Here is a 25,980-nt window from a genome sequence, read left to right as displayed (position 1 = left end):
TTGCTGCGCAGGGTGCGGGCATTGGTCGATGACATGGGTGGGTGTTCTCCTGATCGACGCCATCAACGTGTCAGAAGACAGAGGGTTCCAAGCCTCGCAATCGGGCCTCAGCTGGTCAGCGTCAGGCCGATGCCCCAGGGGTCGCGCAGCGACCAGCCGTCGGAGGTGCGGGTGGTCTTGATCTCCTGTCGCTCGAGGCCGGCAAGCGCTGTCTGGAGTTCGCTTTCGGCGTTGAACTTCAGCCGGTAATCGGAAAGCCCGGTCATGCCGATGCGACGGGCCTCCGCCCCGCGGCTGTTCCAGATATTGGCCGCCACGTGATGATGGTAACCGCCGGTGGCAAAAAAGCTTGCGCCCGGATAGCGCGCCATCACCTTCAGCCCCAGCACGTCGCGGAAAAAGGCGTCCGCCTGCGGAATGTCGCCCACCTGCAGGTGGATGTGGCCGAGCGCGGTGCCGTCTGCCATGCCGGAAAACCGCGTTTTCGGCGCGCTGTCATAAAGCGCCTGCAGGTCCAGCCGTTCGGTTGCCATCTCCACGGTCCCGTCATCGTGATAGGTCCATTCCGAAGGCTGCCGATCACGGTAGATCTCGATGCCGTTGTCCTCCGGATCGGAGAGGTAGATCGCCTCGCTGACCAGATGGTCGGAAGCGCCGTCGAGCCTGACACCGGCATGGGCGGCATGCGCCAGCCAGGCGGCGAGCGCCGGCCGGTCCGGCACCAGGAAGGCGTTGTGGAACAGGCCGGCTGCGCTGCGCGGCGCCCGCGCTGCCATGGCGCTGGTCGACAAGGTCAGCAGCGGCACCCCGGCAACGCCCATCAGCACCCCGCTCGGTGTCCGCTCGAGGACCGACAGCCCGATGATGTCGCGATAAAAATCCGCCACCCGCGCGAGATCCTGCACCACCAGATGCGCGCTCTCCACATGCGCGGGGCGGGTGAGCGCAAATGCCGGGGAGGGAAGCTTGTCTGTCTCTGCCATGATGGAAGCTTTCGGTGAACGCGGAACCTGTCCCCGCATATACGCGCGCTCGTGCGTTCAACACAGATTCGGAATTGGCGAAACAATGTTCATGAAAAATGAACAACCGCGCGTACTCGGTTTGACTTCCCTCAAGGCACTGCCACCGGGACGGGTGAAGACTGTCTTCATCCGCATCTTGGGAGACAGATCATGTACAAGTGCATCACCGTTGCCGTCGACATTGCCCAGCTGGAAAAGGGAGAGCGCCTGCTCGCCAAGGCCGCCACCCTTCTCGATGCGGGCGGCCGGCTCGTCATCGTTAATGTCGTTGAGGAAGTGCCGGGTTATCTCACCATCGACATTCCGATGGATCTGATGGGCCAGGCCCGCGCCGATGCCAGCGCCAAGCTGACCGCCCTGCGCGACAAGCTCGGCCTTGATTCGACGATCGAGATCCGCCAGGGCGGCCCGGCGCACGAGATCCTTGCCGCCGCCGAGGCCAACAAGGCCGATCTCATCATGCTCGCGTCGCATGTGCCGGATTTCTCCAACTATTTCATCGGCGCCACCGCCGACCGCATCGTGCGCCACGCCAAATGCTCGGTCCTTGTTGACCGTTAAAGGAGAAGACCATGGACGTGACCATCGATCCCGGTCCCTACAGGGCGATCCTGGAAGCCAGACGTGCGGAACTCACCTTGCGGCTCACGCGCATCGAGACCGATCTCGACCAGCCGCGCAATGCCGATGACGACGACCGCGCCATCGAACGCAACAATGACGAGGTTCTGGAGGGGCTTGGCGGTGCCGGGCAGAAGGAACTGGTGGCCATCGAGGCGGCGCTGGAGCGGATCGCCCACGGCACCTACGGCCTCTGCGGCAAATGCGGGGAGCCGATCGCAAGAGAAAGGCTTGATGCCGTGCCGCACGCGGCGCTCTGTGCCGCGTGCGCGGCGGATCTGTAAATCGCGGACGTACCCCGCGGTTTGACAATCCCTGCCGGTTCGTCCGTCCGCACAGGGCCGGACGAACCGGCAGGGAACGATCCTTAAACGATCACAATGCAATGTGATGAGGGAAATGGCGGCCTGCCGGTTGCGTCCCCGTCCTCCAGCCGTCATTCTAGGGGCTGACGACGAAGTTCTTGCATTGAGTGATCTCGCATGACCGACCTGTTCCGCTTCGGCCGGACCTATGATTTTCACGAGATCGTCGCCGACGGCGTCATCCACGGCGTCGGCATCGTGCTGGCTCTGATCGGCGTGACCGCGCTCATCTTTTATGCCACCATCTGGTCGAGCCATGGCGAACTCGCCGCCGCCTGGGTGTATGGCATCGGCCTGGTACTCTGTCTTGCCACCTCGTTCACCTACAACATCTGGCCGCAGTCGAAGACGAAGTGGATTCTGCGTCGCTTCGACCATTCGGCGATCTATGTCTTGATCGCGGCGACCTACACGCCCTTCCTGCAGCGCGGCGCCTCCGATCCGATGATCCTCTCGATGCTGGTCTTCGTCTGGGCCATGGCGGTGATCGGCATCACGCTGAAATGCCTCTTTCCCGGCCGATACGACCGGCTCGCGATCCTGCTCTATCTCGGCATGGGCTGGAGCGGCGTCGTGGTGGTGCCGCATCTTTCCGAACTCCTGCCCGCGATCACCCTCTGGCTGATCGTCATCGGCGGCGTCATCTATTCGCTCGGCGTCATCTTCCACGTCTGGGAACGCCTGCGCTTCCAGAACGCCATCTGGCACGGCTTCGTCATTGCCGCGGCCGCCGTGCATTATTCGGCGGTGATGACCTGTTTCAGCCTGTCGGGTGGCGGTGTCTGACGCTTGAGCTGAGCTAACTCGACGGGCAGCGTCCCTCGAATGGCAGAGGCGGTCGTGCCATCCCCACACAAATCCGGGAACACTCCCCCGTCCTTTCGGTTGGTCACACACCACCCATCGGAAAGGAAAAACCCATGTCGAAGCTTGCGGGCGAATTTGTCGAGGCGTTGAAGCGGCTGGAAAAGACCGGCGAGGTCGGGGCGATCCTAAACCTCTTCCGCGAGGATGCGGATGTCTCCAATCCGATCCTGTCGGGCGAGGGGAAGGGGAGCGATGAGCCGGATCGGTTCTGGCGCGATTACCGCGGCAGTTTCGATGAGATCGCCTCGGATTTCCGTACGGTCGCCAGCGAAAACGGCACCGCCTTCCTCGAATGGGAAAGCCGCGGCACGATCGGCGGCAAGCCGTTTCGGTATGCCGGTGTTTCGGTGCTGGAGGAGGAAGAGGGTAAGATCGTTGCCTTCCGCACCTATTTCGATCCGCGCCAGCTGCCCGCCGCACAGAAGACGAAGGACGGGCGCAGCGAACTCGACCGGGCGCAGGAGGAACTGGCCGAACAGCGCGCGCAAGGCGGTTACGCCTGAGGGCAGGCCGGCAACAAGATGGTGCGGCCCAGGCCTCCTGGCGGCACCATCACACGCTTCACAAAAACTTCCTTATCGGGTGAGGAACTGCGGGCCCTTCCGGAAGTTCGCTCCCGCGGAACCGCAACGACCGGCAGAAAACCGCCATGCCCGCAAACCGTGCCTCGCCAAAACCACGCCGCAGATCCGAGACCGGCAGTCCGCCTGCCAGTGATCTCCTGAACCAGAGCCGCCTTCCGCCCTGGATCGTCAAGGCCCTGAAGGCCAACCGTATCCGTCGTCTCAGCCAGCTCGCCGGACTGTCCGATCGCGATCTGCTGCAGCTCGATGGCATCGGCCAGCGATCGCTGGAACTGATCCGCGCCGAAATCGCCCGCGGGCGGGGCGGTGGTCCTGCCGCGGAGGGCGAGGGAACCGGTCTGCCGGCACCTTGACCCTCTCCCGAAGGCCGATGAAGGGCCGCATCCTTGGCGAAATGCCGCTTTACCGGCGGCAAGGCCGTCTGCTATGGGAGACGAAAGTCAACTATAGTGGAACGCCCCATGGCCGCCGACCTGACGATCCGCGATGCCGCGCCCGCCGATCTTCCCGAAATCCTCGCCATCTATAATGATGCGGTGGCCAACACCACGGCGATCTGGAACGAGACGCTGGTCGATCTCGACAACCGCAAGGCCTGGCATCAGGCCCGCCTGGAGCGTGGTTTTCCGGTGCTGGTGGCAGAACGTGACGGTAAGATCGCCGGTTACGCCTCCTATGGTGACTGGCGCGCCTTTGAGGGTTTTCGCCACACGGTGGAACATTCGATCTATGTCGAGAAGGACCATCGCGGTGGCGGAATCGGCAGGGCACTGATGCAGGCACTGATCGAACGCGCCCGAGAGGGCGACGTCCACGTCATGGTCGCCTGCATCGAATCCGGCAATGCCGGCTCCGTTCGCCTGCACCAGAGCCTCGGCTTTCGCGAGGTTGGCCGCTTTTCCGAAGTCGGCATCAAGTTCGGCCGCTGGCTCGATCTCACCTGCATGGAACTGCGCGTCTAGCTGAGGCGAGATCGGATCCGGGCACGGTGTTAGTTGCGGCGTGCGACATAACCCGACGGAAGCTGGTCCGGCGGGCAGACGATCACGGTGTCGTTGTCGGCGCCGCAATTTTCCAGATAGGTGATGTCGGCGAATTCGTCGATGACCAGCTTCGGATAGGTCGGCCCGGCATCCCGGAAAGCCTTCATCCGGTCCAGGTGGTCGTTCTGGAAGCAGACGGTCTTGCCGGGATCTTCTGCAATCCAGGCCGGGAAGAAGATGACCCCGTGCAGCCTGCGCTCGGCGAGATTGACGGCCACGCTGACCGTGGTGCCGGTCGGCTCGTCCCAGGAGATCTTGAAGACATTCTCGGCCAGGCGCACGATATGGGCAAGCTGGTCGCGCACCCAGCGGCCGCCCACAATGCCGGCGTGAATGCGATAGTCGATCGTGCGCGCATTCTTCACATACATTTCGTACTGCCAGCCGTTTTCATAGGTGTAGATGAAATGCTGCCCCACCAGGGCGGTCAGTTCTTCCGGCTTCGTGGATTCGAAAAGATCGGACATCTGTCATTCCTCATGCGTTGATGATCATTGAGAATAAAGGCAAATTTCCTCTGTTCCAGTTTCGAATTCGGTCCGTTATCATCGGAAAATCCGATTGATCATCCCCGGGATCCTCGCCCATGTCGCTGCTGCCGCGTTCCACGCTCGAACAATGGGGTGTCCTGCGCACCATCGTGGCGGAGGGAAGTTTTGCCGCGGCGGCGGAAAGGCTGAACCGCAGCCAGTCCTCCGTCAGTTATGCCGTGGCACGGCTGCAGGAGGCGGTGGGCGTCGATCTTCTCATCCTGCAGGGACGGCGCGCCGCGTTGACGGAGCCCGGCGCTCGGCTGCTGGCGGAGGTGACGCCGCTGCTCGATGACCTGATGCGGGTGGAACGGCGCGGCCGCCAGATCGCCCGTGGCGGCGCGATCACCGTGCGCCTGCTGGTGGACCGGCTGTTTTCGCGCGCGCGGCTGTTTTCCGTGCTGCGGGATTTCGCCTCCACCTGCCCGGATGCCGAGGTGCAACTGGTGGAAACCGTGCGCCTGACGGTGACCGATGCCGATCCCGACAGTTATGATGTCGCGGTGCTGACGGTCGAGGCCGGCAGCCGCGATGTGGACATCATCGCGCATGTGGAACTGATCGCTGTTGCCCATGCCGATCACCCGCTTCACGCGTCACCGACGACCATCCGCCACAGCGCGCTTGCGCGGTATGCCTGCGTCGAGGTGCGCGGGCTGGAGGTGGAGGATCGCGCCCAGCGGCTGCCGGGGCGGCTGTGGCGCATGAGCACGGTCGAATCCGCCATTGATGCGGTGCGCAGCGGCCTGTGTTTCGGCTGGTTGCCGGCGGATGCGATCCGGGCCGATCTGGAGGAAGGCACCCTGCGTGCGCTGCCTCTGGCGCTCGGCCGCGTTCGCCCTGTGCTGCTCGGTCTCTGTGTCGCGCGCGAGGACCTGTCCGATGATCATCCCGCCGCCATCCTGCGGCGCCTCTTGCAGGATGGCCGGATTGCGCCCCCGGGCGCCGCGGAAGGCTGATCTGCCGGGCCCGGCGGGGATGCAAGGGGGCGGGGCGGCATGCCATCAGGCGATGCGGCGGCTCGGCAAGGTCATGGCGATGACGCCGATCATCACGAAGGCAAGTCCGATCCAGGCGGTCAGCGACAGCCGCTCGCCGAGAAAGATCGCGCCGATCGCCACGCCGATCGGAACGCGCAGATAGGCCTGCGAGGTGGTCGCCACAGAGCCCAGCGTCTGGACCAGGCGGAAATAGATGACAAAGGCAAGTGAGGTGGAAAAGACCGAAAGCGCCACGAGCGCCGCGAGCGATGGCAGCGAGGGGCTGAGCGTCCAGGGGTGATCGAGCACAAGGCTTGCGGGAAACAGCAGCACCGCGCCGCAGACGAGCGAACCGGCCGCCGGCATCATCGGATCGAGGCCCTTGAAATTCTTGCCGTAGATCGCCGCGCAGGCATAACAGACGGTCGCCGCCACCACGGCAAGCTGTGCCACCACATCACGCCCCAAGCCGTCCAGCGCGCCGACACCGATGATCAGGCTCGCCCCGGTCAACCCGGCCGCGACCCCCATCAGTTTACGGCTGGAGACGGCCTCATGCCGCGTAACGAGCGCCGTGATGAGGAAGGTCACGACCGGTGTCAGCGAATTGAGAATGACGGCAAGCCCCGCATCGACGCTCTGTTCGGCCCAGGCGATCAGCGTGAAGGGCACCGCACTGTTGAGGCAGGCCTGCACCAGGAAGCGGCCCCAGACAGCTTTGTCAGAGGGCATGCGAAGCCCCCTCAGCCGCAGGATCGCGAGAAGCAGCGCGCCGGCGAGGAAGGTGCGCGCGGCAATCAGTGTGACCGGCGGGATCGTCTCGATGCCGACCTTGATGAAGGTATAGGCCGATCCCCAGCAGGTGGCGAGAAGCAAAAGGAGAAGAAGTTCGCGGGCAAGGCTTGTCTGGACGGGCATCGGCATGTCGGTTCCTGTGGATTTCACCTGGAACCTATCCTCTTCCCGAAAGCGATGCTTCGATCTCGACCGAACTGTGACGTCCTTGCGGCTTGTCGTGACCTCTCCCCGTTTTGAGGTGAGGGTTATTGCATATGGGAAAACCCCCTCTGGCCTGCCGGCCATCTCCCCCACAAGGTGGGAGATGACTTGCGGCGCCGCCATGCCCTGATCAAGGCGATGAGGCCGCGGCAGGTTAAGCCCCTCCCCCTTGTGGGGAGGGGTTGGGGAGGGGTCTTGTTTCAAATTAACAGGGCCCTGGTTCAGATGGCGAGAAGCAGGATGCAGCAGCGCCCCGCCTCATCCCGACACACGAAGACCGGAAAGCCTCACACCGGCTCGAACACCATCGCATAACCGTTGATGCAATAGCGCAACCCCGTCGGTTTCGGGCCGTCGGGGAAGACATGGCCGAGATGGCCGTCGCAGGTGGCGCAGCGGATTTCCGTGCGCACCATGCCATGCGAGGTATCGCGCAGTTCCACGACCGCATCCTCGCGCAGTGGCGCGAAATAGCTCGGCCAGTTCCGCTGAAGCCGCTTTCCGGCGGTATGCGGCGCGTATCGGCAACGGATTCTGCCCTATCTTTAGAAGGTTTTACAAATTTTAGTTGTAATTTTTTAGGTTGTACACTATTGCTATTGTCATAAATTAAGATTGTGCGTAATATACGCAATAACACTTCAGCAGACATTTTTGGGTTGATGAGCAAGGTCCAAGGGGGGATGACATGCTGATGCTTCCGGCCGTGAGTGAGGGTGCGCACTTAAACCGAATACCGGTCCTGTACTGGAACCATGTTGGGCTGGAGATGAACCGCGCTGTCCACAGTCTGGACGGCCCGCAAACCGGTCCGACCATGAGTTCGCGGGCGCTCGGTCTCCTGCATCTTGCCATGCATGATGCCTATTTCGCAGCTTTGGGGCAGGCTTCGCCCTACCAGACATATCTGACGGCACTGCCGGCTCAGGCCAATCCGAACTGGGCAACGGCAGACGCCGAGCTTGCCATGGCGGGCGCTGCAACCAAGGTCCTGGATGCGCTCTATACCCGCAAAGCAAATGCAATCCCGGATGCAACACATGAGACGCTCGTCGTGATGATGCGGAACCTGATCAGCTCCTATCCTGGCGAGATCAATACGCTGCATCCGGCCTACGCGTTCGGCGAGATCATTGGCGTGACGATCATGGTCAAACTCGGTGTGAAGCCAGGAGAGCCGGGTGCCGATGCCGGCTACTATCGGCCAAGCACCGGACGCTACAAGTTCAGGGAAGATCCGGTCCATCCTGTTCGCCGGGTTGCGCTGGATCCGGAGCATCCCGAACGCGGCAGCAAGCCGGTCCGGGCCTATCATGGCCCTCACTATGGTGACGTGCAGGCCTTCGCCGTTCATTTTCCGCAGGATCATGCGCTGGCACCGCCACCGCTGGGGGGGCCGCTTTACAACAATGCCTTACGCGAAGTCGTCGCGTTGGGTGGTGCGCCGGGATCTGCGAGGCTGACACGCAGCCCGGACCAGACGGTTGCCGCCTATTTCTGGGCCTATGACGGCGCAAACCTGATCGGCACGCCGCCGAGGCTCTACAATCAGATCGTCCGCAAGCTCTATGAGGCTGAGGTGACAGGCAATCTGACTCATGGCCAGCTGATCCGGCTCTTTGCTCTCATCAACGTTGCCATGGCGGATGCAGGAAAATTTGCCTGGAAGGAAAAATACAAATGGGAACTCTGGCGACCACAGACCGGTGTCCGCGAGCACGATAGCGGCAGTGGACCGGGGGCCGCCAACGGCACGATCTCGATCGATCCGGATGCGGATCCGTTCTGGACCGCACTCGGCGCGCCGGATACCAACACCAATCGCCAGGCATTCAAGCCACCGTTCCCCGCCTATCCCTCAGGCCATGCCACGTTCGGCGCTGCCTGCTTCCAGATGGTCCGTTTGTTTCTGGGACAGGCCGGCGAAGAGAAAGACGGGCAGGGCATCGACGGGTTGGCCTTCGAGTTCGTCTCCGAGGAGTTGAACGGTGTCAGCCGTGATCTGGACGGCCCCTACGATCCCGCGACGCCGCTGAGCGACCAGCCGGGCACCATCCGCACGCGCATCGTCCGCAGATTCGCATCCTTGTGGGATGCGATCTTCGAAAACGGCATCAGCCGTGTCTATCTTGGGGTGCACTGGAATTTCGATTCATTCGATCCCGCCGATGCGCCTCAAGAAGGGCCCCGTTATGGTCGCCCCGCAACCTTTAGATATTCCAATGTCTGGCCGAAGAGGCAGGCGCTGCCCGTTGGTGGCATCCCCCTCGGTCTCGGTATCGCCAACGATATCTGGCAGAACGGCTTGCGGGAGCCGCCACCCGTCCAGAACATCGCCGTTCACCCGTTCCAGCAGGTCGCGCTCAATATGGCCATTACCCCTGTACGCTGACTGCTTTGCCCCGTCTCCCCTCGGGTGCAGACGGGGCCGATCAGGGTGCGCGCACAGCGCTGGATTACCCCCCTTCCGCGATCCCCTCACACCGGCTCGAACACCATCGCATAACCGTTGATGCAATAGCGTAGCCCCGTCGGTTTCGGGCCGTCGGGGAAGACGTGGCCGAGATGCCCGTCGCAGGTGGCGCAGCGGATTTCCGTGCGCACCATGCCATGCGAGGTATCACGCAGTTCCACGACCGCATCCTCGCTGAGCGGCGCGAAATAGCTCGGCCAGCCGCAGCCGGAATCGAATTTCGTGTCCGAGAGGAAAAGCGGCGTATCGCAGCCGGCGCAGCGGTAGAGCCCGGCCTGCTTATTGTCCCAGTAGGGGCCGGTAAACGCCCGCTCGGTCCCGGCCTGCCGCAGGATGCGGTATTGCTCCGGCGTCAACTGTTCGCGCCATTCCTGATCACTTTTGTTCACCTTCTTTGTGACAGTGTCCGACATCGCTTGCTCCTTTCAATCCCTCCCTAGATAGGGAGGGCGACCGGTCGGAAAAAGGTCGAATCCATGTCGATTTCCGCGCCGGCCACGTTGAGCCCATGGTTTTCATGCCGTAAACAAGGCTCGCCTGTGACAGATTGACGAAAGGGAGACGTTCAGCATGGCCGACAGCGCAGCCGGAAGGCGAGGGAGATCGAGATGACCTTGTTGTGTCTTTTCCTGCCCTTCATCGCCGCTGCCTTTGCTCCGCTGGCAACCCGGCACCTGCAGCACAATGCCGCCTGGCTGCTGGCTTTGGCGCCGGCCTTCTCCTTCGTTTATTTCGCCGGTTCCCTGCCGGAAATTGCCGCCGGCGAAGTGGTGACGGGCGGTTATGCCTGGGTGCCGAGCCTCAACCTCTCCTTTTCCTGGTTCATCGATGGCCTGTCGCTGACCTTTGCGCTGCTGATCACCGGTATCGGTACGCTGATCGTGCTTTATGCCGGCGGTTATATGAAGGGCCATCCGCAGCAGGGGCGGTTTTTCTCCTTCATCCTGCTGTTCATGGGCGCGATGCTGGGGCTCGTCCTGTCCGACAGCTTCCTCATGCTGTTCGTCTATTGGGAACTCACCTCGATCACCTCCTTCCTGCTGATCGGTTTTGACCATCAGCGGGAGGCCGCGCGCCGTTCGGCGCTGCAGGCACTCGTCATCACCGGCGGCGGCGGGCTGTTCCTGCTCGCCGGCCTGATCTTCCTGTGGAACATCACCGGTGTGACCCAGCTCTCGCTTCTGGTGCATATGGGCGATGCGCTGCGCGCCAGCCCCTTCTACCTCGCCACGCTGCTTCTGGTGCTGGGCGGCTGCTTCACCAAATCGGCACAGTTTCCCTTCCATGCCTGGCTGCCGAATGCCATGGAGGCGCCGACGCCGGTGTCCGCCTATCTGCATTCCGCCACCATGGTGAAGGCCGGCGTCTACCTCCTGATGCGCCTCAACCCGGCACTTGGGCAAACCGCGGCCTGGGAAATCCTGCTTCCCTTCTTCGGCGGCATCACGCTGATTGTCGGCACGTTTTTGTCGCTGCGCCAGACGGATCTGAAGCTGATGCTGGCCTATACCACCATGGCCTCGCTCGGCCTGCTGGTGATGCTGACCGGCTTCGACAGCGAACATTCGGTCGCCGCCGCGGTGCTCTATCTTGTCGCCCATTCGCTGTTTAAGGGCGCGCTCTTCATGGTCGCCGGCATCATCGATCACGAGGCCGGTACGCGTGACGCAACCAAACTCGGCGGGCTGGCCAAAGCCATGCCGATCACCTTTGCCGCAGCGCTTCTCGCCGCGCTCTCGATGGGTGGCCTGCCGCTCTTCTTCGGTTTTCTTGCCAAGGAAGAGATCTATTATGCGCTGGCGGCGGGTGACCTGCGCTCGATCCTCTTTACCCTGGTTGCGATCATCGGCAACGGGCTGATGTTTGCGATCGCCTTTGCCGTCGGCCTGAAACCCTTCATCGGCAAGGCCGTCAAGACGCCGAAACATGCGCATGAGGGACCGGTGCTGCTCTGGCTCGGCCCGGCCGTGCTGGCGCTTCTTGGTCTTACGGGCGGCATCCTCTCCGGCGTTGCGCATCGCTTCATCTCCACGCCCATGGCAACCGCCGTGAAGGGTGTGCCGACGGAGGTGACCATCTCCACCATCCCGCATCTTGGGATTGCGCTGGCGCTCTCCGTCGTCACGGTCGCCTTCGGTGTTGTGGTCTATCTCTTGATCGACCGGGCCCGCGCGCTGATGGTGCGGGTGCTGGATGCCATCGGACCGGGGCCGGACAAGGCCTTTGATGCCATCCTGGCCGGTCTGGTGCGCCTGTCGGTCTGCGTCACCCGCATCACCCAGCCGGGTCGCATGGAGGTCTATGTCACCGCCACCTTCATCATCCTCGCCGCGACGCTGCTGGTGCCGCCGATCCTGTACGGCGAACTGCCGGCCATGCCTGCGATGCCGTCGGACGTCCTGATGCATGAATGGGCGTTTTTCGGTCTTGCGCTGATCGGCATCCTGGCGGTGCTGACGGCGAAGAACCGGCTGACGGCGATTGCAGCCCTTGGAATCCAGGGTTTTGCGGTGGCCGTGATCTTCCTGCTGTTCGGCGCACCGGATCTGTCGTTCACCCAGTTCATGGTGGAAACGCTCTCGGTCGTCATCCTTGCGCTCGTCATGACCCGCCTCAGGCTTGCCCCGTCCGACCACCGGCCGATGGGCCAGATGCTGCTCGATGGGGCGATTGCGATTGCCTGCGGCACCGGTTTTGCGCTGATGCTGATGAAATCGACGCAAAATGCTTTCAACAACAGCCTGACTGACTTCTTCAACGCCTATTCCAAGGTGATCGCGCACGGCGCCAATGTGGTGAACGTCATCATCGTTGATTTCCGCGGCACGGATACGCTGGGCGAGATCGCGGTGGTGATGATCACCGGCCTTGCCATTCTGGCGCTCATCCGCATCCGCGCCGGCGGCCCCCTGAAGCCGGCGGACAACGATCCCGACAGGACCGGAGGACATGCCCGATGAACACGCTGATCTTCCGCACCGTTGCGCCTTTCTTGACCGCGCTGATGATCCTCTTTTCGGTCTTTGTGCTGCTGCGCGGCCATAACGAACCGGGTGGCGGGTTTATCGGCGGGCTGATTGCGGCCTCCGCCTTTGCCATCTACGGCATCGCTTATGGGGTTGCCGCGGTCCGTCGGGCCATCATCGTGCACCCCATGTCGATTGCCGGTGCCGGCCTGCTGCTCGCCGTCGTCTCCGGCCTCGTCTCGGTCTTCGCCGGGGTGCCCTTCATGACGGGGCTCTGGATCTATCCCAGCCTGTTCGGTGTCGAGGTGCCGCTTGCCACCGTCATGTCCTTTGACGTGGGCGTCTATCTGGTCGTGGTCGGCGCCATCACCTCGATTGCGCTGGCGCTTGAAGAAAGGGAGGAGGACTGATGGAGTTTGTTCTGGCCTGCCTGGTCGGCGCCTTTTTCGCCGCCGCGATCTATCTCCTCCTGTCGCGCCACACGGTGCGCATGTTGCTCGGCATCGCCATCCTCGGCAATGCGGTGAACCTTCTGATCTTCACCGGCGGCCGGCTGACGCGCGAAGTGCCGCCGATCATCGGCAGCGGTCTCGACACGCTGACGGCGGGGGCTGCCAACCCGCTGCCGCAGGCGCTGATCCTCACCGCCATCGTGATTTCCTTCTCCTTCTTCGCTTTCCTGCTGGTGCTGACCTACCGCGCCTTCCAGGAACTCGGCACCGACGATACCGACGAGATGCGTCTGGCCGAACCGAAGAATGACCCCCTGCCGCCTGCCGGCTATTGAGACGAGACAAGATGGCCGCAGTCACTTCCACTCCCGTTGATCTCTCCGCCGCCTTCGTCATGGCGCCGACCGTGCTCGGCGACTGGCTGGTCATCCTGCCGCCCGCGCTGATGATCACCGCCGGCGCGCTGCTGATGATGGTGCGCCACCGCATGCACCTGCATGTGCGGATCGCCATTCCGGCGCTGCTGCTGCTTGTGCTGGTCGATGCGGCACTGCTGTTTAAGGTCGCCACCCAAGGCCCCGTCACCATGATGATGGGCCGCTGGCTGCCGCCCTTCGGCATCGCCTTTACGGTCGATCTGTTCGGCGCGCTGATGAACCTCGTTGCCGGCACCGTGGCGTTTGCCGCCGGCATTGCCGCGCTGAAGGACATCAATGACAGCGGCCGCCGCTACGGCTTCTTCCCCTTTCTGATGCTGTTGATGGCCGGTGTGTCCGGTGCCTTCCTGACGGGCGACATCTTCAACCTCTATGTCTGGTTCGAAGTGCTGCTGATCTCCTCTTTCGGCCTCTTGATCCTCGGCTCGGAGCGCGAGCAGATCGACGGCGCGATGAAATATGCCGTGCTGAACCTCATCGGCACGACGCTGTTCCTCATCTCGGTCGGTTATCTTTATGCGATCTTCGGCACGCTCAACATGGCCGACATCGCGCTGAAGGCGCGCGAGATCGAAGGGGCGCCGCTGATGACGTTGTCGGCGCTGTTCATTCTTGCCTTTTCCATGAAGGCGGCGGCGTTTCCGGTGAATTTCTGGCTGCCGGCCTCCTATCACACGCCGCGCATCACCGTTTCGGCGCTGTTCGGCGGACTGCTCACCAAGGTCGGCATCTATGCGCTGATGCGGGTGATGGTGATGCTGTTTCCGTTGCAGCGGGAAGAACTCAGCCTCGTCATCGGCCTGCTGGCGGCGCTCACGCTGATCATCGCGGCACTCGGTATGCTGGCGCAGGACGACATGCGTCGTATGGCCGGTTATGCGGTCATTGTCGGCATCGGCAACATGCTGGCCGGCATTGCGGTCGGCACGGTCGCCGGCATCAGCGGCGCGCTGCTGTATGCGCTGCATTCGATCCTCGCCATGACGGCACTTTATCTCGTCATCGGCCGGGCCGCCGCACTCACCGGCACCTTCAGCCTGACGGCGGCAGGCGGCATCTATCGTGTGGCACCGGGTTTTGCCTTCGCCTCGCTGGCGTTGTTCCTCGCGGTTGCCGGCCTGCCGCCGTTTTCCGGCCTCTGGCCAAAGATCATGCTGGTCAAGGCGTCGCTCGATATCGGCGCGTGGTGGCTGGCGGGCACGATCCTGCTCTCCGGTTTCCTCACCACGGTGGCACTCGGCCGCATCTTCCTGTTGGCCTATTGGCGTCCGCAAACCAAGGCAGAGGGGAGGGGAGAGGCCGGTGAAACCCTGGCCCAGGATCGGCAGACGCTCTGGCCGCTCTACGGCCTGATCGCCATCATCACCCTGTTCGGCCTTCTGCCCGAAGGGCCGCTTGGCCTGTCGCAGCTTGCCGCCGAGGGGCTGTTGCAGCCGGTCTCCTACATCCAGTCGGTGTTCCCCGCAGGAGGTGCGCAATGACCGCCTTTACCATGAACGTGCTGTTTGCCGTCATCTGGGTGGCGGTCAGCGGCAGCGCCACCTTCCTGAACTTCCTGTTCGGGTTTCTCGTCTCGGCATTTGCAATCGGCCTGATCCGCGAACAGGCGCAAGGCGTGAGTTATCTCGGGCGCATCGGCCGTATCCTGTCCTTGACCGTGCTGTTCTTCAAGGAACTGGCGCTGTCGGCCTGGAAGGTCGCGGTCCTCGTCACCCGCCCGAAACTCGACGTGAAGCCCGGCATCTTCGCCTTTCCGTTGACGGTCGACCGCGATTTCGAGATCACGCTTCTGGCCAACCTCATCACGCTCACACCCGGCACGCTATCGGTCGATGTGTCGGAGGACCGCACACTCCTCTACGTGCACGCGATCGACTGTTCGGATGTCGAAGGGACCAAACGCGACATCGCCGAAGGGTTCGAACGCAAGATCATGGAGGCTTTCCGCTGATGACCGCTCAAGCTCTGCTCGATGGCGCCATCTGGCTGGCGCTCGCCCTTCTCGGCCTTTCGTTTTTCGCCACCGCCTATCGGGTGATCACCGGCCCGACGCTGGCCGACCGGGTCGTCGGCCTGGACATGCTGGTCGGCATCGCCATCGGTTTCATCGCCGTCATCGCGGTGAAGACCGGCTTTACCCTCTATATCGATGTCGCCATTGCGCTCGGCCTCGTCGGTTTCCTCGCAACGGTGGCTTTTGCCCGTTTCATCCTGTCGCGCAAGACGGCGGATGAACAGGGGGCTCTTGAGCCGAATCAGGGCGCCGAGCGTGGCGTGCAGCCGGCAACGACCGGAAAGGGAGAATAAACGCGATGGTCCTGACGGTACTGACGGCAGCACTTCTTGTGGGCGGAGCGCTCTTTGCGCTGATCGCCTCGATCGGTCTCCTGCGCCTGCCGGATGTTTTTACGCGTATGCATGCAGCGTCCAAGGCCGGCACAGTCGGATCGGGATTGCTGCTTTTGGCGGCCGGTCTTCACGCCGGAGATCTTGCGATTTTCTTCCGCGCACTCGCTGGTTTTCTCTTTTTTATCCTGACCGCTCCCATTTCGGCACACCTTTTGGCCAAAACGGCACACCAGGTAGGGTATCGTTTACATCGTTCGACGATTATTGACGAATTGCGTCGCGACAGGCCTCTTGAATAACGCGGTTTGTGGCACAAATACTTCCGCTGCCTCGCAAACATGGCTTGTGTCGAAATCAACTAGCGTTTCGTGTCAAGAGAACCATCGACTAGGGGTGCGCAAATTGTATTTTGACTTTCTGCCGAAGGATGTTAATCGCAACAGAGTAGAACGCTGATACTGGTCGCTCTTGGTGATCTCTCCTCATTCCTGCCGAAAAGCTTCATATAAGCGGATTGGAATTATTGAAGAGAATCGCAGGATTGGCGAGTTTCAACCGGTCGCAGTGGTGGTGTCCCGCACGGATCTAGGGGTGGATACGTGTTTCTGTCAGAAAACGGGACACTACCAGTGATAGCCGGCGCGTTCTGCACGGGACATGTCTGGTTGACTGTCCACGAACGCAACAGGAGATAAGAAATGACCGAACCCGTCGCCGGCAAGGCGCCTGACCTTTTGGTGGAATTGACCGCCGATATCGTCGCCGCCTATGTCAGCAACCATGTCGTGCCCGTGAGCGATCTGTCGAACCTGATCGCCGACGTGCACAGCGCCCTCAGCAACACGACTTCGCCCGCGCCTGCACCGACCGCGGTCGAAAAGCCGAAGCCCCCGGTACCGATCCGTAAGTCGATCGAAGACGACTACCTGATCTGCCTCGAAGACGGCATGAAATTTAAGTCGCTCAAGCGCCACCTGATGACGCACTACAACATGACGCCGGAAGAATATCGCGAGAAGTGGGGCCTGCCAGCCGACTATCCGATGGTTGCTCCGGCCTATGCCCAGGCCCGTTCGCGCCTCGCCAAGGAAATGGGTCTTGGCCAGCGTCGCAAGCGCGGCGCAAAGTAAGCGCCCGCAAGCGGATTTGCAGCAGACCTGCTCAATCGCAGATCGCCGGAAGGGACAGCCCTTCCGGCGATCTGCGTTTGTGGCACCCGTTACGGGGGATTGAGAGGAGAAAATAATCCTATTTCAGTTGGGGAGAATTGGCGAAAGTGTCGAAAAAACAAAGATCGCACTGGTTCGCTGGGTGCTTCCCTTATCCCCGCCCATCATTTAGGTTGTATGAATTAATTCCTATTTTGGGAGTTGTTCATGACTTACGATCTTCATCCGTCCGCCGACCCTTCCTGCGTATCCCAGCCCATCCAGCCCCGTCCGTCGCGGATTTTCGCCGCGCCGTCGCATCTGCCGATGAAGGAGGTTTGCCGCCTGGTGCGCCAGGTGGTCGGCGAAATCATCAGCCTCACCGGCGACCGCACCCAGACACGGCGTGACCGGCGTCGCATGCTCTGCCATGTCCGCCAGATCGCCATGTATGTCTGCCACGTCTCGCTCAGCATTCCGCTCACCGAAATCGGCCAGGCCTTCGGGCGCGACCGCACCACCGTCGGCCATGCCTGCCACGTGGTGGAGGACCGTCGCGACGATGCGGCATTCGACGATTTCATCACCGGCATCGAACGCATCGTCAGCGTCATCTTTGCCCGCGGCGAGGAGGTGGGCCATGACTGATGCCGTCGCCCTGAAGAGCCATCCGCGCGTTGCATCCGGCGCGTTTGCCGCAAAGGATCTGCCGCCGGCGGCGCGGCGCGTGTTGCTGCAGCTGCTGCGCTGGGCGCTGAAGGGACCGTGCCGCATCGAGGCGCGCGACGGCGGGATCGCGCTTTGCCAGTCCGACCGTCACCTGCCGATGACGGAACAGGTCGTCTCTTATGCCGTCTCCGCCGGCCTCGTGCTGCGGAAGGGAGACGGCCTCTTGGCCCGTCCGGAAGCGGCCGCCTGTTTGCGCCGCGCCCTGCAGGAGGAGAAGGAGGAACCGTTTGCCGAACAGCATCGCGAAATTGCCGAGGAGCGAACGGTGGTCGATGGGACGTACCAGACGGTGCGGCGCAATCTGGCCGAATCGCCGCTTTCTCTTCTTGCCCGGCTGAAGGAACGTTCAGGTGCCGCCTTTCTGCCCGAGGAAGCGGTGCAGGCCGGCGAGCGCCTGGCCGCCGATTTTGAGCGGGGCCACCTGCAGCCGAAGGTGACGGCAAGCTGGGAGCCGCGCATTGCCGCCCGCACGCCGGGCGAACGTGGTGGGCTGGCCGATCTGAGCGACAGCGCAATCGCCGCCCGCCTCCGGGTCAATGCCGCGCTCGATGCCATGGGGCCGGAGCTTTCAGGCGTTGCGCTTGATGTCTGCTGTTTCGGCAAGGGGCTCGAGCGGGTCGAACGGGAACGCTGCTGGCCGGCCCGTTCCGCCAAGCTGATGTTGCGCACCGCACTCCTGGCGTTGGCCCGCCATTACGCGCCACCGTCGAAAAACGCCCGACGCCGGCATGCCTGGGGTGCCGAGGGCTTTCGCCCCGAACTCTGACGAGGATCTTGGCTCAGGCGGCGGCCACCGCCGCGGCCTCGTCGCGGATGCGTTTCACCATCGAGCGCAGGCCGTTGGCGCGCTGCGAGGAGAGGTTTTCGACAAGCCCGATCTTGTCGAAGATGCCGATCAGGTCGGTCCTGGCGATTTCCGAGGCATGTTTGCCGGAACAGGCGGCGAGCACGATCGCCACCAGCCCACGCACGATATGTGCATCGGAATCCCCTTCGAAGGTCATCACCGGATCGGCGCCCTCGCCACGATGCGACACAAGCCACACCTGGCTCGCGCAGCCGTTCACCTTGTTCTCCGCCGTGCGATCCTCGTCCGGCAGATCCGGCAGCGCCTTGCCGAGTTCGATCACGTAACGATAACGGTCCTCCCAGTCGTCCAGGAAGGCAAAGTCGTCGATGATCTGATCGATGCTGGTCATGGCTGCTCCTTGGTATCCGCCCCTCATATAAACCAAATCGCGGCGAACGGTAGGTGGGCAGGGCCGGTCGTGTCGACGCATCGTGCGATCGATCGGAACCACCGGTCGGGGAGGGCGGTGTGGATACGAAAAAAAACGCCGCAAGACCGAGGTCTTGCGGCGTCAGCAAAAGCTGAAACAGGTGGGCTTGACAGGCGCCGAGGGATCTCGACGCAAGAGGGTAGGAAAAAGGTGCGCCTCAGCGGTCCGGGCGGCGCTGGGGAAGGGGAACAGTGCCGGTCACGACCGCATCGGCAACCGAGGCGGTGGCAAGAGCCTCCGGTTTCGGCGGAAGCGGCTGGTGCGGAGCGGCCGGGATGGTGGCGGGTGTCAGACGCGACGGCTCGGCAGAGGCGAGCGCCGGTTTGTCGTCGCTGTCCGAAAGCTGGCTGTCGAGGAGTTCATAAGCGACCTTCGCGCCTTCGCGGGCCCGGAAGGCGATTGCGGTAAAGGTCTCGGCACCCTTTTCGCAGACATCCGGCTTTTCGGTGCACAGGCCCTGCAGATAGGTATAGGCGCCGGTTGCGGCGGCAAAGGCATCGGTCAGCTGCAGCTGGGAGACCGGCTGCTCTGTCGAGGGGGTCGGTTGGCTGCCGAAATAGGACAGCGCAACGAGGACCGCGGTAAACCCCATGCTTGTCTTGATCAGGAACCACATTTTGCCTTCACCTGCTGCTTTCCGCCGCTGCCGGATCGTCTCCGGTCTTGGATGGCGTAACCCTAGCCGCTATCGAAAAACGTCCCCTTGCGGTAAAAGCTGCGATTTGACGCGAATTTGTATCGAATTTTACCGATCGGTCGCCGCATGTCGGATTGTGGCGGGATCCGAGGCATTTTAACGGTGCGTGTTAAGCATAATTGCGGCCGGGCCCCTGAAAGCTGTGGACTTTGCAGCCCCGCTTTGCCCCATTCCTTAACGTAATGCGGAAAATTGTGGGAAATCCGTCGCTTACGCCCTGTTAACCACAAGCGCAGATGCTTCGTTCCGGCACAGCGAAAGCGTCGTTTCAGGCCCTTTCGGCCCCCCTTCGATCCCTTCCTTTTATAGTTTCCTTAAGCCAGCGGCGCCTATGGTCTGGGCATCAAGATTCGCGATTAGGTATCAGCGTGCGCGTATTCAACGACATCGGCAGAAGGCTGGCCATCAGGCTGGACCGCCTGTCCCTCGGCTGGCTGAGGCAGCTCGGCAAGACCGATCTGCCGTCGGCGTCCGACGTCGTGGTCCTGCGCCTTCTGATCGCCGCCTGCCTGGTCTGCCTTGCGCTTCTTCCGGTACTCTCCGGCATGCTGCTCGGCCCGGCGCTGGCGCTGCCGGTTGCTGCCGCCCTCATCATCGCGACGCTTCTGTTCTTTTCGGCCGCCATGTTATGGCTCCTGCGCCCGCGGGAGATCGAAGCCGTCGGTACCGATGCGACCGACCTCGTGTTCGAGGCCTGCCCCGGCCTCCTTCTTGTCTGCGATGGTCATGGCATGATCCTGAAGAGCGGCGGCCGCGACCGCACGCTGCTGCCGGCCTGCCGGCGTGACCCGCGCGGCCTGTCGATTGCCGAACTCGTACATGTGTCCGATCGCATCGCGGTCGCCCAGGCGCTTGATGCCTTGCGCCAGGGCAAGGCCAGCGCCCGGGTAGAGGCGCGTGTCGAACATGGGCTCGATCCGGAAGGCGGGCGCCAGTTCATTGCCGTGCGCCTGGAACTTTCGGCCGCCACCGGTGGCGACGAGGCGCTGCAGAACGTGCTGGTGCAGATCGTTGACGTCTCGGACGAAATGCAGCTGCGCGAGGATATCGTCGAGCGCACCGCAGAAGCTCTCTCGGCCCACGAGGCGAAGTCGCGTTTCCTGGCGGCCGTCAGCCACGAGTTGCGCACGCCGCTGAACGCCATCCTCGGTTTTTCCGACGTGCTGGCCGGCGAATATTTCGGTGCCCTGCAGAATGACCGCCAGAAGGAATATGTGGCGCTGATCCGCCAGTCCGGCGCGCATCTGCTCTCGGTCGTCAACACCATGCTCGACATGAGCCGCATCGAGGCCGGTCGTTACGAGCTGATCACTGAACCTTTCCGCATCGCCGATGCGATCGAGACCTGCCGCGCCATGCTCGACCTGCAGGCCCGCAGCAAGGGTGTGACCCTCACCACCCGCGTGGCCCGTGGCCTCGGTGAAATCGTCGCCGATCGGCGCGCCGTGCAGCAGATCCTCATCAACCTGACCGGCAATGCGGTCAAGTTCACCGAAAGCGGCGGCGTCGTGTCGATCGATGCGGAGCAGCGCGGCCGCAATCTCGTCATCTGCGTCAGCGATACCGGCATCGGCATCGCCGCCGACAAGATGGACATGCTGGGCCAGCCGTTTGTGCAGGTCCAGGGCGATTACAATCGCGGTTATGAGGGCACCGGTCTCGGCCTGTCGCTGGTAAAGGGGCTCGTCTGCCTGCACGGTGGACAATTCGCGATCGAAAGTCGCCTGGGAGAAGGAACCGTGGTAACCGTCACCCTGCCGATGGAGGGGCCGGGAGACAGCATTGCCGTTCTTGATGACGGGGATGCCGTGGAATTTCCGCCGCGTCTGCGACTGGAGCAGGGCACGGCGGCAACGCGAGAACAGGGATTTGCGCATGACCGCGCGAAAGCGAAAAGCGCCTGACCGGCGGAAAAAACCGGTCAAGGAGCCTGGCCTTCTGGTAAGCCTGCTCTCTGCAGCGGGCCGTCAGGCGGCGCGCAATCCGCGCGGCGTGGGAACCAGCCTCGCCATGGCGATCGCCTTCAGCTTCGTTGTTGCCAATGCCCTCTGGTACCAGCCGGGCGGCCATCCGCACCCCTTCCTGCGCACCCGTGATCCCGAAGATCCGAATGCGATTGCCGGTTACAGGCCGGCATTGCGCGAACCATCGCGCGACGTGACCACCTTCCACATCGAGCGCCAGAGCGAGACACCGCTGGTGCCGCCGGAGGCTGCGCGACGCCCGCAGGCGCCGATCGAACTGCCGGAAAGCACGGCCGCAACCTCGGGCGGCGCACCCGCCTATGCCGATCCGCTGCTGATCAAGACACCGCAGCCGGCGGAGCAGGCCGCCGCCGTCGAACAGGCCCTCCCGATCGCCCCCGTTGTTCCGACCCAACGCCCGGCCGGCAATCTCGCCGCGGAAGATCCGGTCGCTGCCGCGATCCGCGCCGCCGAACGCAAGCCGGTTGCCCCGCAATCCGCCAGTGCGGCCCCGAAGCCGGCGCCGAAGACGGGCGCTGGGCTGAAGCCGCCGGCAGAAATCCCGCACAATGAGGCCGAGAACGCCGAAGCACAGCCCGCCCATGCAAGCCGCGCCGACCAGGCCGCCGCCCGCCCGACCAACGCCGCCGTCCAGCCGAATGCGACGCCCGATCTTGCCGACGTCAACCTCGTCATGCAGATCCAGCGCGGCCTTGCCAACATCGCCTATACGGATGTGAAGGTCGACGGCGTCGCCGGCGCCCAGACACGCGCCGCCATCCGCCATTTCCAGAAACACTACCGCCTGGCCGAAAACGGCGAACCCTCCGAAGCGGTGCTGAAGAAGCTGAAATCGATCGGCGCGCTGTAAGTCACTTTCAGCACTGGCGCATTGATAAGAACCGCGCCTATTGTTGCCTGAGAGCTGTGGTTGATGCAGCGAGGGGCAATGGCAACGAAGTCAATCGTCTACGTGAACAGCGCAGCGAAAAGGGCCGTGCGCGACCTGCCGGCAGACATTGCCACGGATTTCCTGAACGATCTCACTTTTGTTGCAGCCGGGAAAAATCCGAGATCGGACTTCAAGCCTCTGCCATCCGTCGGACCGGGCGTGATTGAACTGATCGAGAACGGTTCGCCGGCCTTCAGGCTGATGTACTGCGCGAAATATCTCGACACCGTCTACATCCTCCACGCCTTCACCAAGACGACCAACGGCGTCGACCGGGCGGCGATGGCGACAGTGGAAAAGCGCTACAAGGAGATGATGGCCCTCGTTCGAGAGGCGGAAAAGGCGGCCAGGAAAGGCACCAAACGGCCCTAAACCGGATTGCGATGTGTCAGGCCACGTCCCGCTTGACTTCAACCGCGCAGATCACGGTCTTATCGCCGGTCATGGAGGGACGCAGGCGATAACCCAGCTTGGCCAGATAGCCAATCAACCTGTCGGAGGAGAAGAGGCTGATCTTGCCGCGCAACAATTCGCTGACCCGCGGCTGGGGGATGTCGAGCGCCTGGGCGATCTCCGCCTGTTTCCAGCCCTTCGTTTCGAGAATGTCGATCAGCGTCATCAGCAGGTCCGACCGGAACTGCAGATCGGCGGCGACAGTAGGGTCCTCTGTGATCGACTCGAATATGTTGGTGTATTCGAGCTTTTCGGACATCGTGTGGGCTCTCGCAATATACAGATATCGGTATAATTGACGATTGTCCCTCGAGATGTCAATGGCGGTAACCGGCCCTCGGTGTCACTTCGGATGTTCCTGGGCAAACACCAGCAATTGCCAGACCACGGGGCCGAGCACCGCATGCTCGTGATGGGCCGTCGGGATCTGCTGGCGCCGGCCGACGACGATCTCGTCACCGCAGGTACGACAGCGATAGATCCCGGCATTCAGCGTGATCTGGCCAGGCAGCCAGTCCTTGTCGAAGGCCGTCACATCGCTCTGGATCATGTGGTGCGGATATTTGTACTTCGCCATGGGGTCTCCTGCCGCTTCAAGCTCGATGGTTGTCCACACGCCTTGGGAACCATCGGCGCTCTGGTTGCATGACTCGGGGGTCTCGTGGGTTCTTTCGGTACCCGCGCAAGCTTGCGCCGGGCGGAGTAAATCTTCGGTTGCGAAGCCTCGGAAAAGGTGAGGGGTTTCCATCCGCCCGCTTCGGGTCTATGCGAAGTGCATGCGCCTCAGATCCGATATCTTCGTTTCCGCCCTGACCCGCCGTGTGTTTTCCATGGGCGGTTTTGCCGCCGTCGAACGGCGTGGTGCCGATCAGGCCGGCGCGATCTTCATCCGGCTTCGTCATCGTGATGGAACCGAGGATCTGTTTGGCCCGGCGCCGCAGATGCTGGCGGCGGAGGAGGGCGGTCGCCGTTTCGAACGCCGTCTTCGAGCCGCGCAAACCGAGGCGGTGGAGGCGTTGATGGCCCGCGAACTGCGCTTCGACAGCGACCTCTGGCTGATCGAGCTGGACATCGAGGCGATCGGCGACCTGTTCGAGGTCACCGCCGAAGAGGGATGATGGCCAGCCCCGTCTGGATCAACGGGCGCGGCGGAACGACACGCGTTCGGCCGGCGTGGTCCCTTGCGCCGACTTGGTTTCCGCTGTGGGCTTGAGCGTCTCGCGGTCGGCATAGGTATAACGATCCGCGCGGCGCCAGGCCTCGACACGCCGCCCGCACTCGTTGTCGTCGAGCTGCTCCCACAGGATGGTGCTGCGGGTCGTGCCGCCGATTTCTTCGCTCAGATGGTTGTAGAGCCGTTCCAGCACGAACAGTGCCTCGCGCTCAGGCATGCCGATGCCCTTCAGCGTCGTGCCGAGCTGATGACCGGAAATGTCGAGCATGATGCGCTCGGCCAGCCAGCGGCTGGCAGACAGCGTGTCGGCAAGGGTCGTGGCAAAGGCATCCGCCTCGCGCGCCCGCGCAAACCGCACCAGCAGCGCCTCCTGAACCGGGCTGATCGTGCGAAGGCCAAGCCGGTCGTCCAGCGAGGGCGATTGCTGGCGTGCCAGATGTTTGATCGTGCTGCGCAGCGCCTCCTCGCGGGCCAGCCGTTCATCCGCGGGTGCCGCGGCTGGCGCCGTTTCCGGTGCCGGTGCGTCTGTCTGGCTCTGAAGCTTGGTGGCAGGGTCGCCGATCGACTTTGTCGAGGCGCGGCTGTGGCGAAGGCCGACCAGCGCATCCACCACGGCCGGCGAAATGTTGTCGCGGCGCACGATCGCGCGGGCATGCTCGACGCCTTGCGTGCGGGCGATCGCAATCAGGGTCTCGTCGTCCAGGCAGGGCGAGGCGCTGAGGAAGGGTGCGGCGATGGCAATGGGCTGGCAGGCAATGAAGAAGGCGACGGCGGAGGGAACGTTCTGCGAGCGGGAGAGTGCCGCCACCGCCTGCCGGCGGGCCTCCTCGCTGGAGGCCTCGAAGAGCGGCGCAAAAAGTTCGGCGAACTGGCGCAGTTCCGATTTTCCCGGGTGGTCGAGTTCCTCGAAGCTCGTCACCGTGGCCATCAGAACCACATCCTTTCTGCGCATTGCCTGCGGCCTTTCAAGTTCACGGTACCGGTCCACGGTTAAATCCACCAACGCATGACTAATGATAGACAGTCGAACCTCGCCCGAGGCGTGTCATACGCCTGGGTCCTGCGAAACAGGATGCTGAGAAGCCGGCCGCCAACAGGACATCCGGCGCCAGTGCCGCCTGGCATGGTTAAACAATCTATGCACGGTGAGGTTAACCGCTGGTGAAGAGGCGCTGGCGCGTCCGGCTTTTGCACGTCTCTGTGTCAAAGCGTTGCATCTGCGTTGCACCCCTCACGGCCGTGCCGTCTTTTTGCGGGAAAACCGGTGCCCAGCCAGTGGATTGCCTGTGAACTGCCGGTGGATGACGTGTGGGTTGGCTGTGGACGGGTTCGTGGGCGTCAAGCCTGGCGCAAGCCTGGCCATGGAGGAAATCTGTTCATTAGCATTAACGAATTGTTAGGGAGGTTGCGGTTCAATTCGAGATCGACGCGTGACACGTCAGGTTAACCGCCGGTTCGAACCCGGCCGGTTTTTCCACAGGGTGGGGAGAACCACCGGGCGGTTTCATGCGTTGAGAGTATCGCTGGACCCGATGGTTCCGCCGGAGCCGGGTCTGCCGAGAAAGGCGCAGATGCCTTGCAAAAGGGTGCGCCAGCCCGCTGGACGCGGGCAGGGTGAGATCGGTCCGTCCTTCATCCGTCTCGAATGTTCCTTGGGAGACGCGCATGGCAGAGATTGTGGTACTGAAAACGTGGCGTGACAGGCATCCCGAACGGGCGCTCATGCGGTTCGAGCGGCGGGATGGTGCCGATGTGGTTCTTTTCACCGGTGTGCGTTACGAACGCATCGAGGAAATGACCCACCGGACGATGGACGAAATGTCCTTCCGCGCCGACAAGCATTAAGATCGGGACCCGCGACCGCACCAGCCGCACGCGATGTCGTGCGACGA

32 protein-coding genes and 1 pseudogene are annotated in these 25,980 nt (G+C 62.8%); 23 read left to right on the top strand and 10 right to left on the bottom strand.

Translation table 11 applies throughout. The features are described 5' to 3' along the window. Positions 1-107: 107 nt before the first annotated feature. A complete protein-coding gene (locus tag OU993_RS01855; protein WP_268154428.1) occupies positions 108-983 on the bottom strand; it encodes a VOC family protein in 876 nt (291 codons plus the stop codon). Positions 984-1,175: 192 nt separating this feature from the next. Between OU993_RS01855 and OU993_RS01850 the strand changes: the two genes are divergently transcribed. From OU993_RS01850 to OU993_RS01825, 6 genes are all read left to right on the top strand, one after another. Continuing rightward, positions 1,176-1,586, top strand: a complete 411-nt coding sequence (locus OU993_RS01850; protein WP_268154426.1) for a universal stress protein — start codon at positions 1,176-1,178, stop codon at positions 1,584-1,586. An 11-nt stretch (positions 1,587-1,597) separates the two neighbouring features. Next, positions 1,598-1,930 (top strand): TraR/DksA family transcriptional regulator, encoded by a 333-nt coding sequence (locus tag OU993_RS01845; protein WP_268154424.1) that lies wholly within the window; start codon positions 1,598-1,600, stop codon positions 1,928-1,930. Between the two features lie 198 nt (positions 1,931-2,128). After that, a complete protein-coding gene (trhA, locus tag OU993_RS01840; protein ID WP_268154422.1) occupies positions 2,129-2,797 on the top strand; it encodes a PAQR family membrane homeostasis protein TrhA in 669 nt (222 codons plus the stop codon). 134 nt (positions 2,798-2,931) lie between these two features. Next, a complete protein-coding gene (locus OU993_RS01835; protein ID WP_268154420.1) occupies positions 2,932-3,381 on the top strand; it encodes a nuclear transport factor 2 family protein in 450 nt (149 codons plus the stop codon). Between the two features lie 146 nt (positions 3,382-3,527). Continuing rightward, positions 3,528-3,815 carry a helix-hairpin-helix domain-containing protein gene (locus OU993_RS01830; protein ID WP_268154418.1) on the top strand — a complete coding sequence of 96 codons (288 nt, stop codon included), beginning with the start codon at positions 3,528-3,530 and terminating at the stop codon, positions 3,813-3,815. A gap of 108 nt (positions 3,816-3,923) precedes the next feature. Then, positions 3,924-4,424, top strand: a complete 501-nt coding sequence (locus OU993_RS01825) for a GNAT family N-acetyltransferase (RefSeq protein ID WP_268154416.1) — start codon at positions 3,924-3,926, stop codon at positions 4,422-4,424. Between the two features lie 29 nt (positions 4,425-4,453). Here OU993_RS01825 and OU993_RS01820 read toward each other — a convergent pair whose 3' ends face one another. Next, positions 4,454-4,972, bottom strand: a complete 519-nt coding sequence (locus OU993_RS01820; protein WP_326493818.1) for a phenolic acid decarboxylase — start codon at positions 4,970-4,972, stop codon at positions 4,454-4,456. Between the two features lie 119 nt (positions 4,973-5,091). Between OU993_RS01820 and OU993_RS01815 the strand changes: the two genes are divergently transcribed. Beyond that, positions 5,092-5,994, top strand: coding sequence for a LysR family transcriptional regulator (locus OU993_RS01815; RefSeq protein WP_268154414.1), 903 nt, complete (start codon positions 5,092-5,094; stop codon positions 5,992-5,994). A 45-nt stretch (positions 5,995-6,039) separates the two neighbouring features. Here OU993_RS01815 and OU993_RS01810 read toward each other — a convergent pair whose 3' ends face one another. Then, positions 6,040-6,933 carry a DMT family transporter gene (locus OU993_RS01810; protein ID WP_268157457.1) on the bottom strand — a complete coding sequence of 298 codons (894 nt, stop codon included), beginning with the start codon at positions 6,931-6,933 and terminating at the stop codon, positions 6,040-6,042. 368 nt (positions 6,934-7,301) lie between these two features. Then, a pseudogene (locus OU993_RS01805) lies at positions 7,302-7,496 on the bottom strand (peptide-methionine (R)-S-oxide reductase); the annotation flags it as partial. A gap of 206 nt (positions 7,497-7,702) precedes the next feature. On the opposite strand from OU993_RS01805, the gene OU993_RS01800 reads away from it, so the two are divergent. Continuing rightward, positions 7,703-9,406: a vanadium-dependent haloperoxidase gene (locus tag OU993_RS01800; RefSeq protein WP_326493817.1), complete on the top strand. Its 1,704-nt coding sequence runs from the start codon at positions 7,703-7,705 to the stop codon at positions 9,404-9,406. Between the two features lie 86 nt (positions 9,407-9,492). Here OU993_RS01800 and msrB read toward each other — a convergent pair whose 3' ends face one another. Then, on the bottom strand, positions 9,493-9,900 hold the full coding sequence (msrB, locus tag OU993_RS01795) for a peptide-methionine (R)-S-oxide reductase MsrB (protein WP_268154412.1): 408 nt from the start codon (positions 9,898-9,900) through the stop codon (positions 9,493-9,495). Between the two features lie 195 nt (positions 9,901-10,095). On the opposite strand from msrB, the gene OU993_RS01790 reads away from it, so the two are divergent. The 10 genes from OU993_RS01790 to OU993_RS01745 all read left to right on the top strand — a co-directional run bounded on the left by OU993_RS01790 (position 10,096) and on the right by OU993_RS01745 (position 18,334). After that, a complete protein-coding gene (locus OU993_RS01790; protein WP_268154410.1) occupies positions 10,096-12,447 on the top strand; it encodes a putative monovalent cation/H+ antiporter subunit A in 2,352 nt (783 codons plus the stop codon). Next, positions 12,444-12,863 carry a Na+/H+ antiporter subunit B gene (locus OU993_RS01785; protein ID WP_268154408.1) on the top strand — a complete coding sequence of 140 codons (420 nt, stop codon included), beginning with the start codon at positions 12,444-12,446 and terminating at the stop codon, positions 12,861-12,863. Before OU993_RS01790 ends, OU993_RS01785 begins: the two co-directional genes overlap by 4 nt. After that, the gene (locus OU993_RS01780) at positions 12,863-13,240 is read left to right on the top strand and encodes a Na+/H+ antiporter subunit C (RefSeq protein WP_268154406.1); all 378 of its coding nucleotides are present in this window, start codon (positions 12,863-12,865) and stop codon (positions 13,238-13,240) included. Before OU993_RS01785 ends, OU993_RS01780 begins: the two co-directional genes overlap by 1 nt. Before the next feature lie 11 nt (positions 13,241-13,251). Further along, positions 13,252-14,823: a Na+/H+ antiporter subunit D gene (locus OU993_RS01775; protein ID WP_268154404.1), complete on the top strand. Its 1,572-nt coding sequence runs from the start codon at positions 13,252-13,254 to the stop codon at positions 14,821-14,823. After that, the gene (locus tag OU993_RS01770) at positions 14,820-15,293 is read left to right on the top strand and encodes a Na+/H+ antiporter subunit E (RefSeq protein ID WP_268154402.1); all 474 of its coding nucleotides are present in this window, start codon (positions 14,820-14,822) and stop codon (positions 15,291-15,293) included. Before OU993_RS01775 ends, OU993_RS01770 begins: the two co-directional genes overlap by 4 nt. Continuing rightward, entirely contained in the window at positions 15,293-15,649 is a 357-nt protein-coding gene (locus tag OU993_RS01765; protein WP_268154400.1) for a cation:proton antiporter, read from the top strand. The genes OU993_RS01770 and OU993_RS01765 overlap by 1 nt, the downstream gene beginning before the upstream one ends. After that, positions 15,646-15,990, top strand: a complete 345-nt coding sequence (gene mnhG / locus OU993_RS01760; RefSeq protein WP_442792918.1) for a monovalent cation/H(+) antiporter subunit G — start codon at positions 15,646-15,648, stop codon at positions 15,988-15,990. The genes OU993_RS01765 and mnhG overlap by 4 nt, the downstream gene beginning before the upstream one ends. 399 nt (positions 15,991-16,389) lie before the next feature. After that, a complete protein-coding gene (locus OU993_RS01755) occupies positions 16,390-16,821 on the top strand; it encodes a MucR family transcriptional regulator (protein WP_268154396.1) in 432 nt (143 codons plus the stop codon). Between the two features lie 246 nt (positions 16,822-17,067). After that, positions 17,068-17,487 carry a helix-turn-helix domain-containing protein gene (locus OU993_RS01750; RefSeq protein WP_268154395.1) on the top strand — a complete coding sequence of 140 codons (420 nt, stop codon included), beginning with the start codon at positions 17,068-17,070 and terminating at the stop codon, positions 17,485-17,487. Continuing rightward, positions 17,480-18,334: a DUF6456 domain-containing protein gene (locus OU993_RS01745; RefSeq protein ID WP_268154393.1), complete on the top strand. Its 855-nt coding sequence runs from the start codon at positions 17,480-17,482 to the stop codon at positions 18,332-18,334. The genes OU993_RS01750 and OU993_RS01745 overlap by 8 nt, the downstream gene beginning before the upstream one ends. Positions 18,335-18,347: 13 nt before the next feature. Here the strand turns inward: OU993_RS01745 and OU993_RS01740 are convergent, their stop codons facing one another. Further along, a complete protein-coding gene (locus OU993_RS01740; protein WP_268154391.1) occupies positions 18,348-18,767 on the bottom strand; it encodes a SufE family protein in 420 nt (139 codons plus the stop codon). Between the two features lie 238 nt (positions 18,768-19,005). After that, positions 19,006-19,464, bottom strand: coding sequence for a DUF5330 domain-containing protein (locus tag OU993_RS01735; RefSeq protein WP_268154389.1), 459 nt, complete (start codon positions 19,462-19,464; stop codon positions 19,006-19,008). A gap of 449 nt (positions 19,465-19,913) precedes the next feature. On the opposite strand from OU993_RS01735, the gene OU993_RS01730 reads away from it, so the two are divergent. The 3 genes from OU993_RS01730 (at position 19,914) to OU993_RS01720 (ending at position 22,833) form a co-directional block, all read left to right on the top strand. Further along, positions 19,914-21,449, top strand: coding sequence for a sensor histidine kinase (locus OU993_RS01730; RefSeq protein ID WP_268154388.1), 1,536 nt, complete (start codon positions 19,914-19,916; stop codon positions 21,447-21,449). Then, positions 21,421-22,380, top strand: a complete 960-nt coding sequence (locus OU993_RS01725; protein WP_268154387.1) for a peptidoglycan-binding domain-containing protein — start codon at positions 21,421-21,423, stop codon at positions 22,378-22,380. The genes OU993_RS01730 and OU993_RS01725 overlap by 29 nt, the downstream gene beginning before the upstream one ends. 78 nt (positions 22,381-22,458) lie before the next feature. Then, positions 22,459-22,833, top strand: a complete 375-nt coding sequence (locus tag OU993_RS01720; protein ID WP_268154385.1) for a type II toxin-antitoxin system RelE/ParE family toxin — start codon at positions 22,459-22,461, stop codon at positions 22,831-22,833. Positions 22,834-22,849: 16 nt separating this feature from the next. On the opposite strand, the gene OU993_RS01715 is transcribed toward OU993_RS01720, so the two are convergent. Then, complete coding sequence (locus OU993_RS01715; protein WP_268154383.1) at positions 22,850-23,173, bottom strand: helix-turn-helix domain-containing protein; 324 nt, start codon at positions 23,171-23,173, stop codon at positions 22,850-22,852. 84 nt (positions 23,174-23,257) lie between these two features. After that, on the bottom strand, positions 23,258-23,491 hold the full coding sequence (locus OU993_RS01710; RefSeq protein ID WP_165214338.1) for a hypothetical protein: 234 nt from the start codon (positions 23,489-23,491) through the stop codon (positions 23,258-23,260). A gap of 199 nt (positions 23,492-23,690) precedes the next feature. Between OU993_RS01710 and OU993_RS01705 the strand changes: the two genes are divergently transcribed. Then, entirely contained in the window at positions 23,691-24,032 is a 342-nt protein-coding gene (locus OU993_RS01705) for a DUF1491 family protein (protein ID WP_268154381.1), read from the top strand. A gap of 18 nt (positions 24,033-24,050) precedes the next feature. Here the strand turns inward: OU993_RS01705 and OU993_RS01700 are convergent, their stop codons facing one another. Then, entirely contained in the window at positions 24,051-25,016 is a 966-nt protein-coding gene (locus tag OU993_RS01700) for a DUF2336 domain-containing protein (RefSeq protein WP_268154379.1), read from the bottom strand. 737 nt (positions 25,017-25,753) lie between these two features. Here OU993_RS01700 and OU993_RS01695 point away from each other — a divergent pair. Next, positions 25,754-25,933, top strand: coding sequence for a hypothetical protein (locus OU993_RS01695; protein ID WP_268154377.1), 180 nt, complete (start codon positions 25,754-25,756; stop codon positions 25,931-25,933). Positions 25,934-25,980 lie beyond the last annotated feature (47 nt).

Source organism: Rhizobium sp. SL86 (assembly GCF_026672545.1).
Lineage (GTDB): Bacteria > Pseudomonadota > Alphaproteobacteria > Rhizobiales > Rhizobiaceae > Neorhizobium.
Note: the sequence above shows the minus strand (reverse complement) of the source record. Positions and strands in the feature narration are given on the sequence as shown.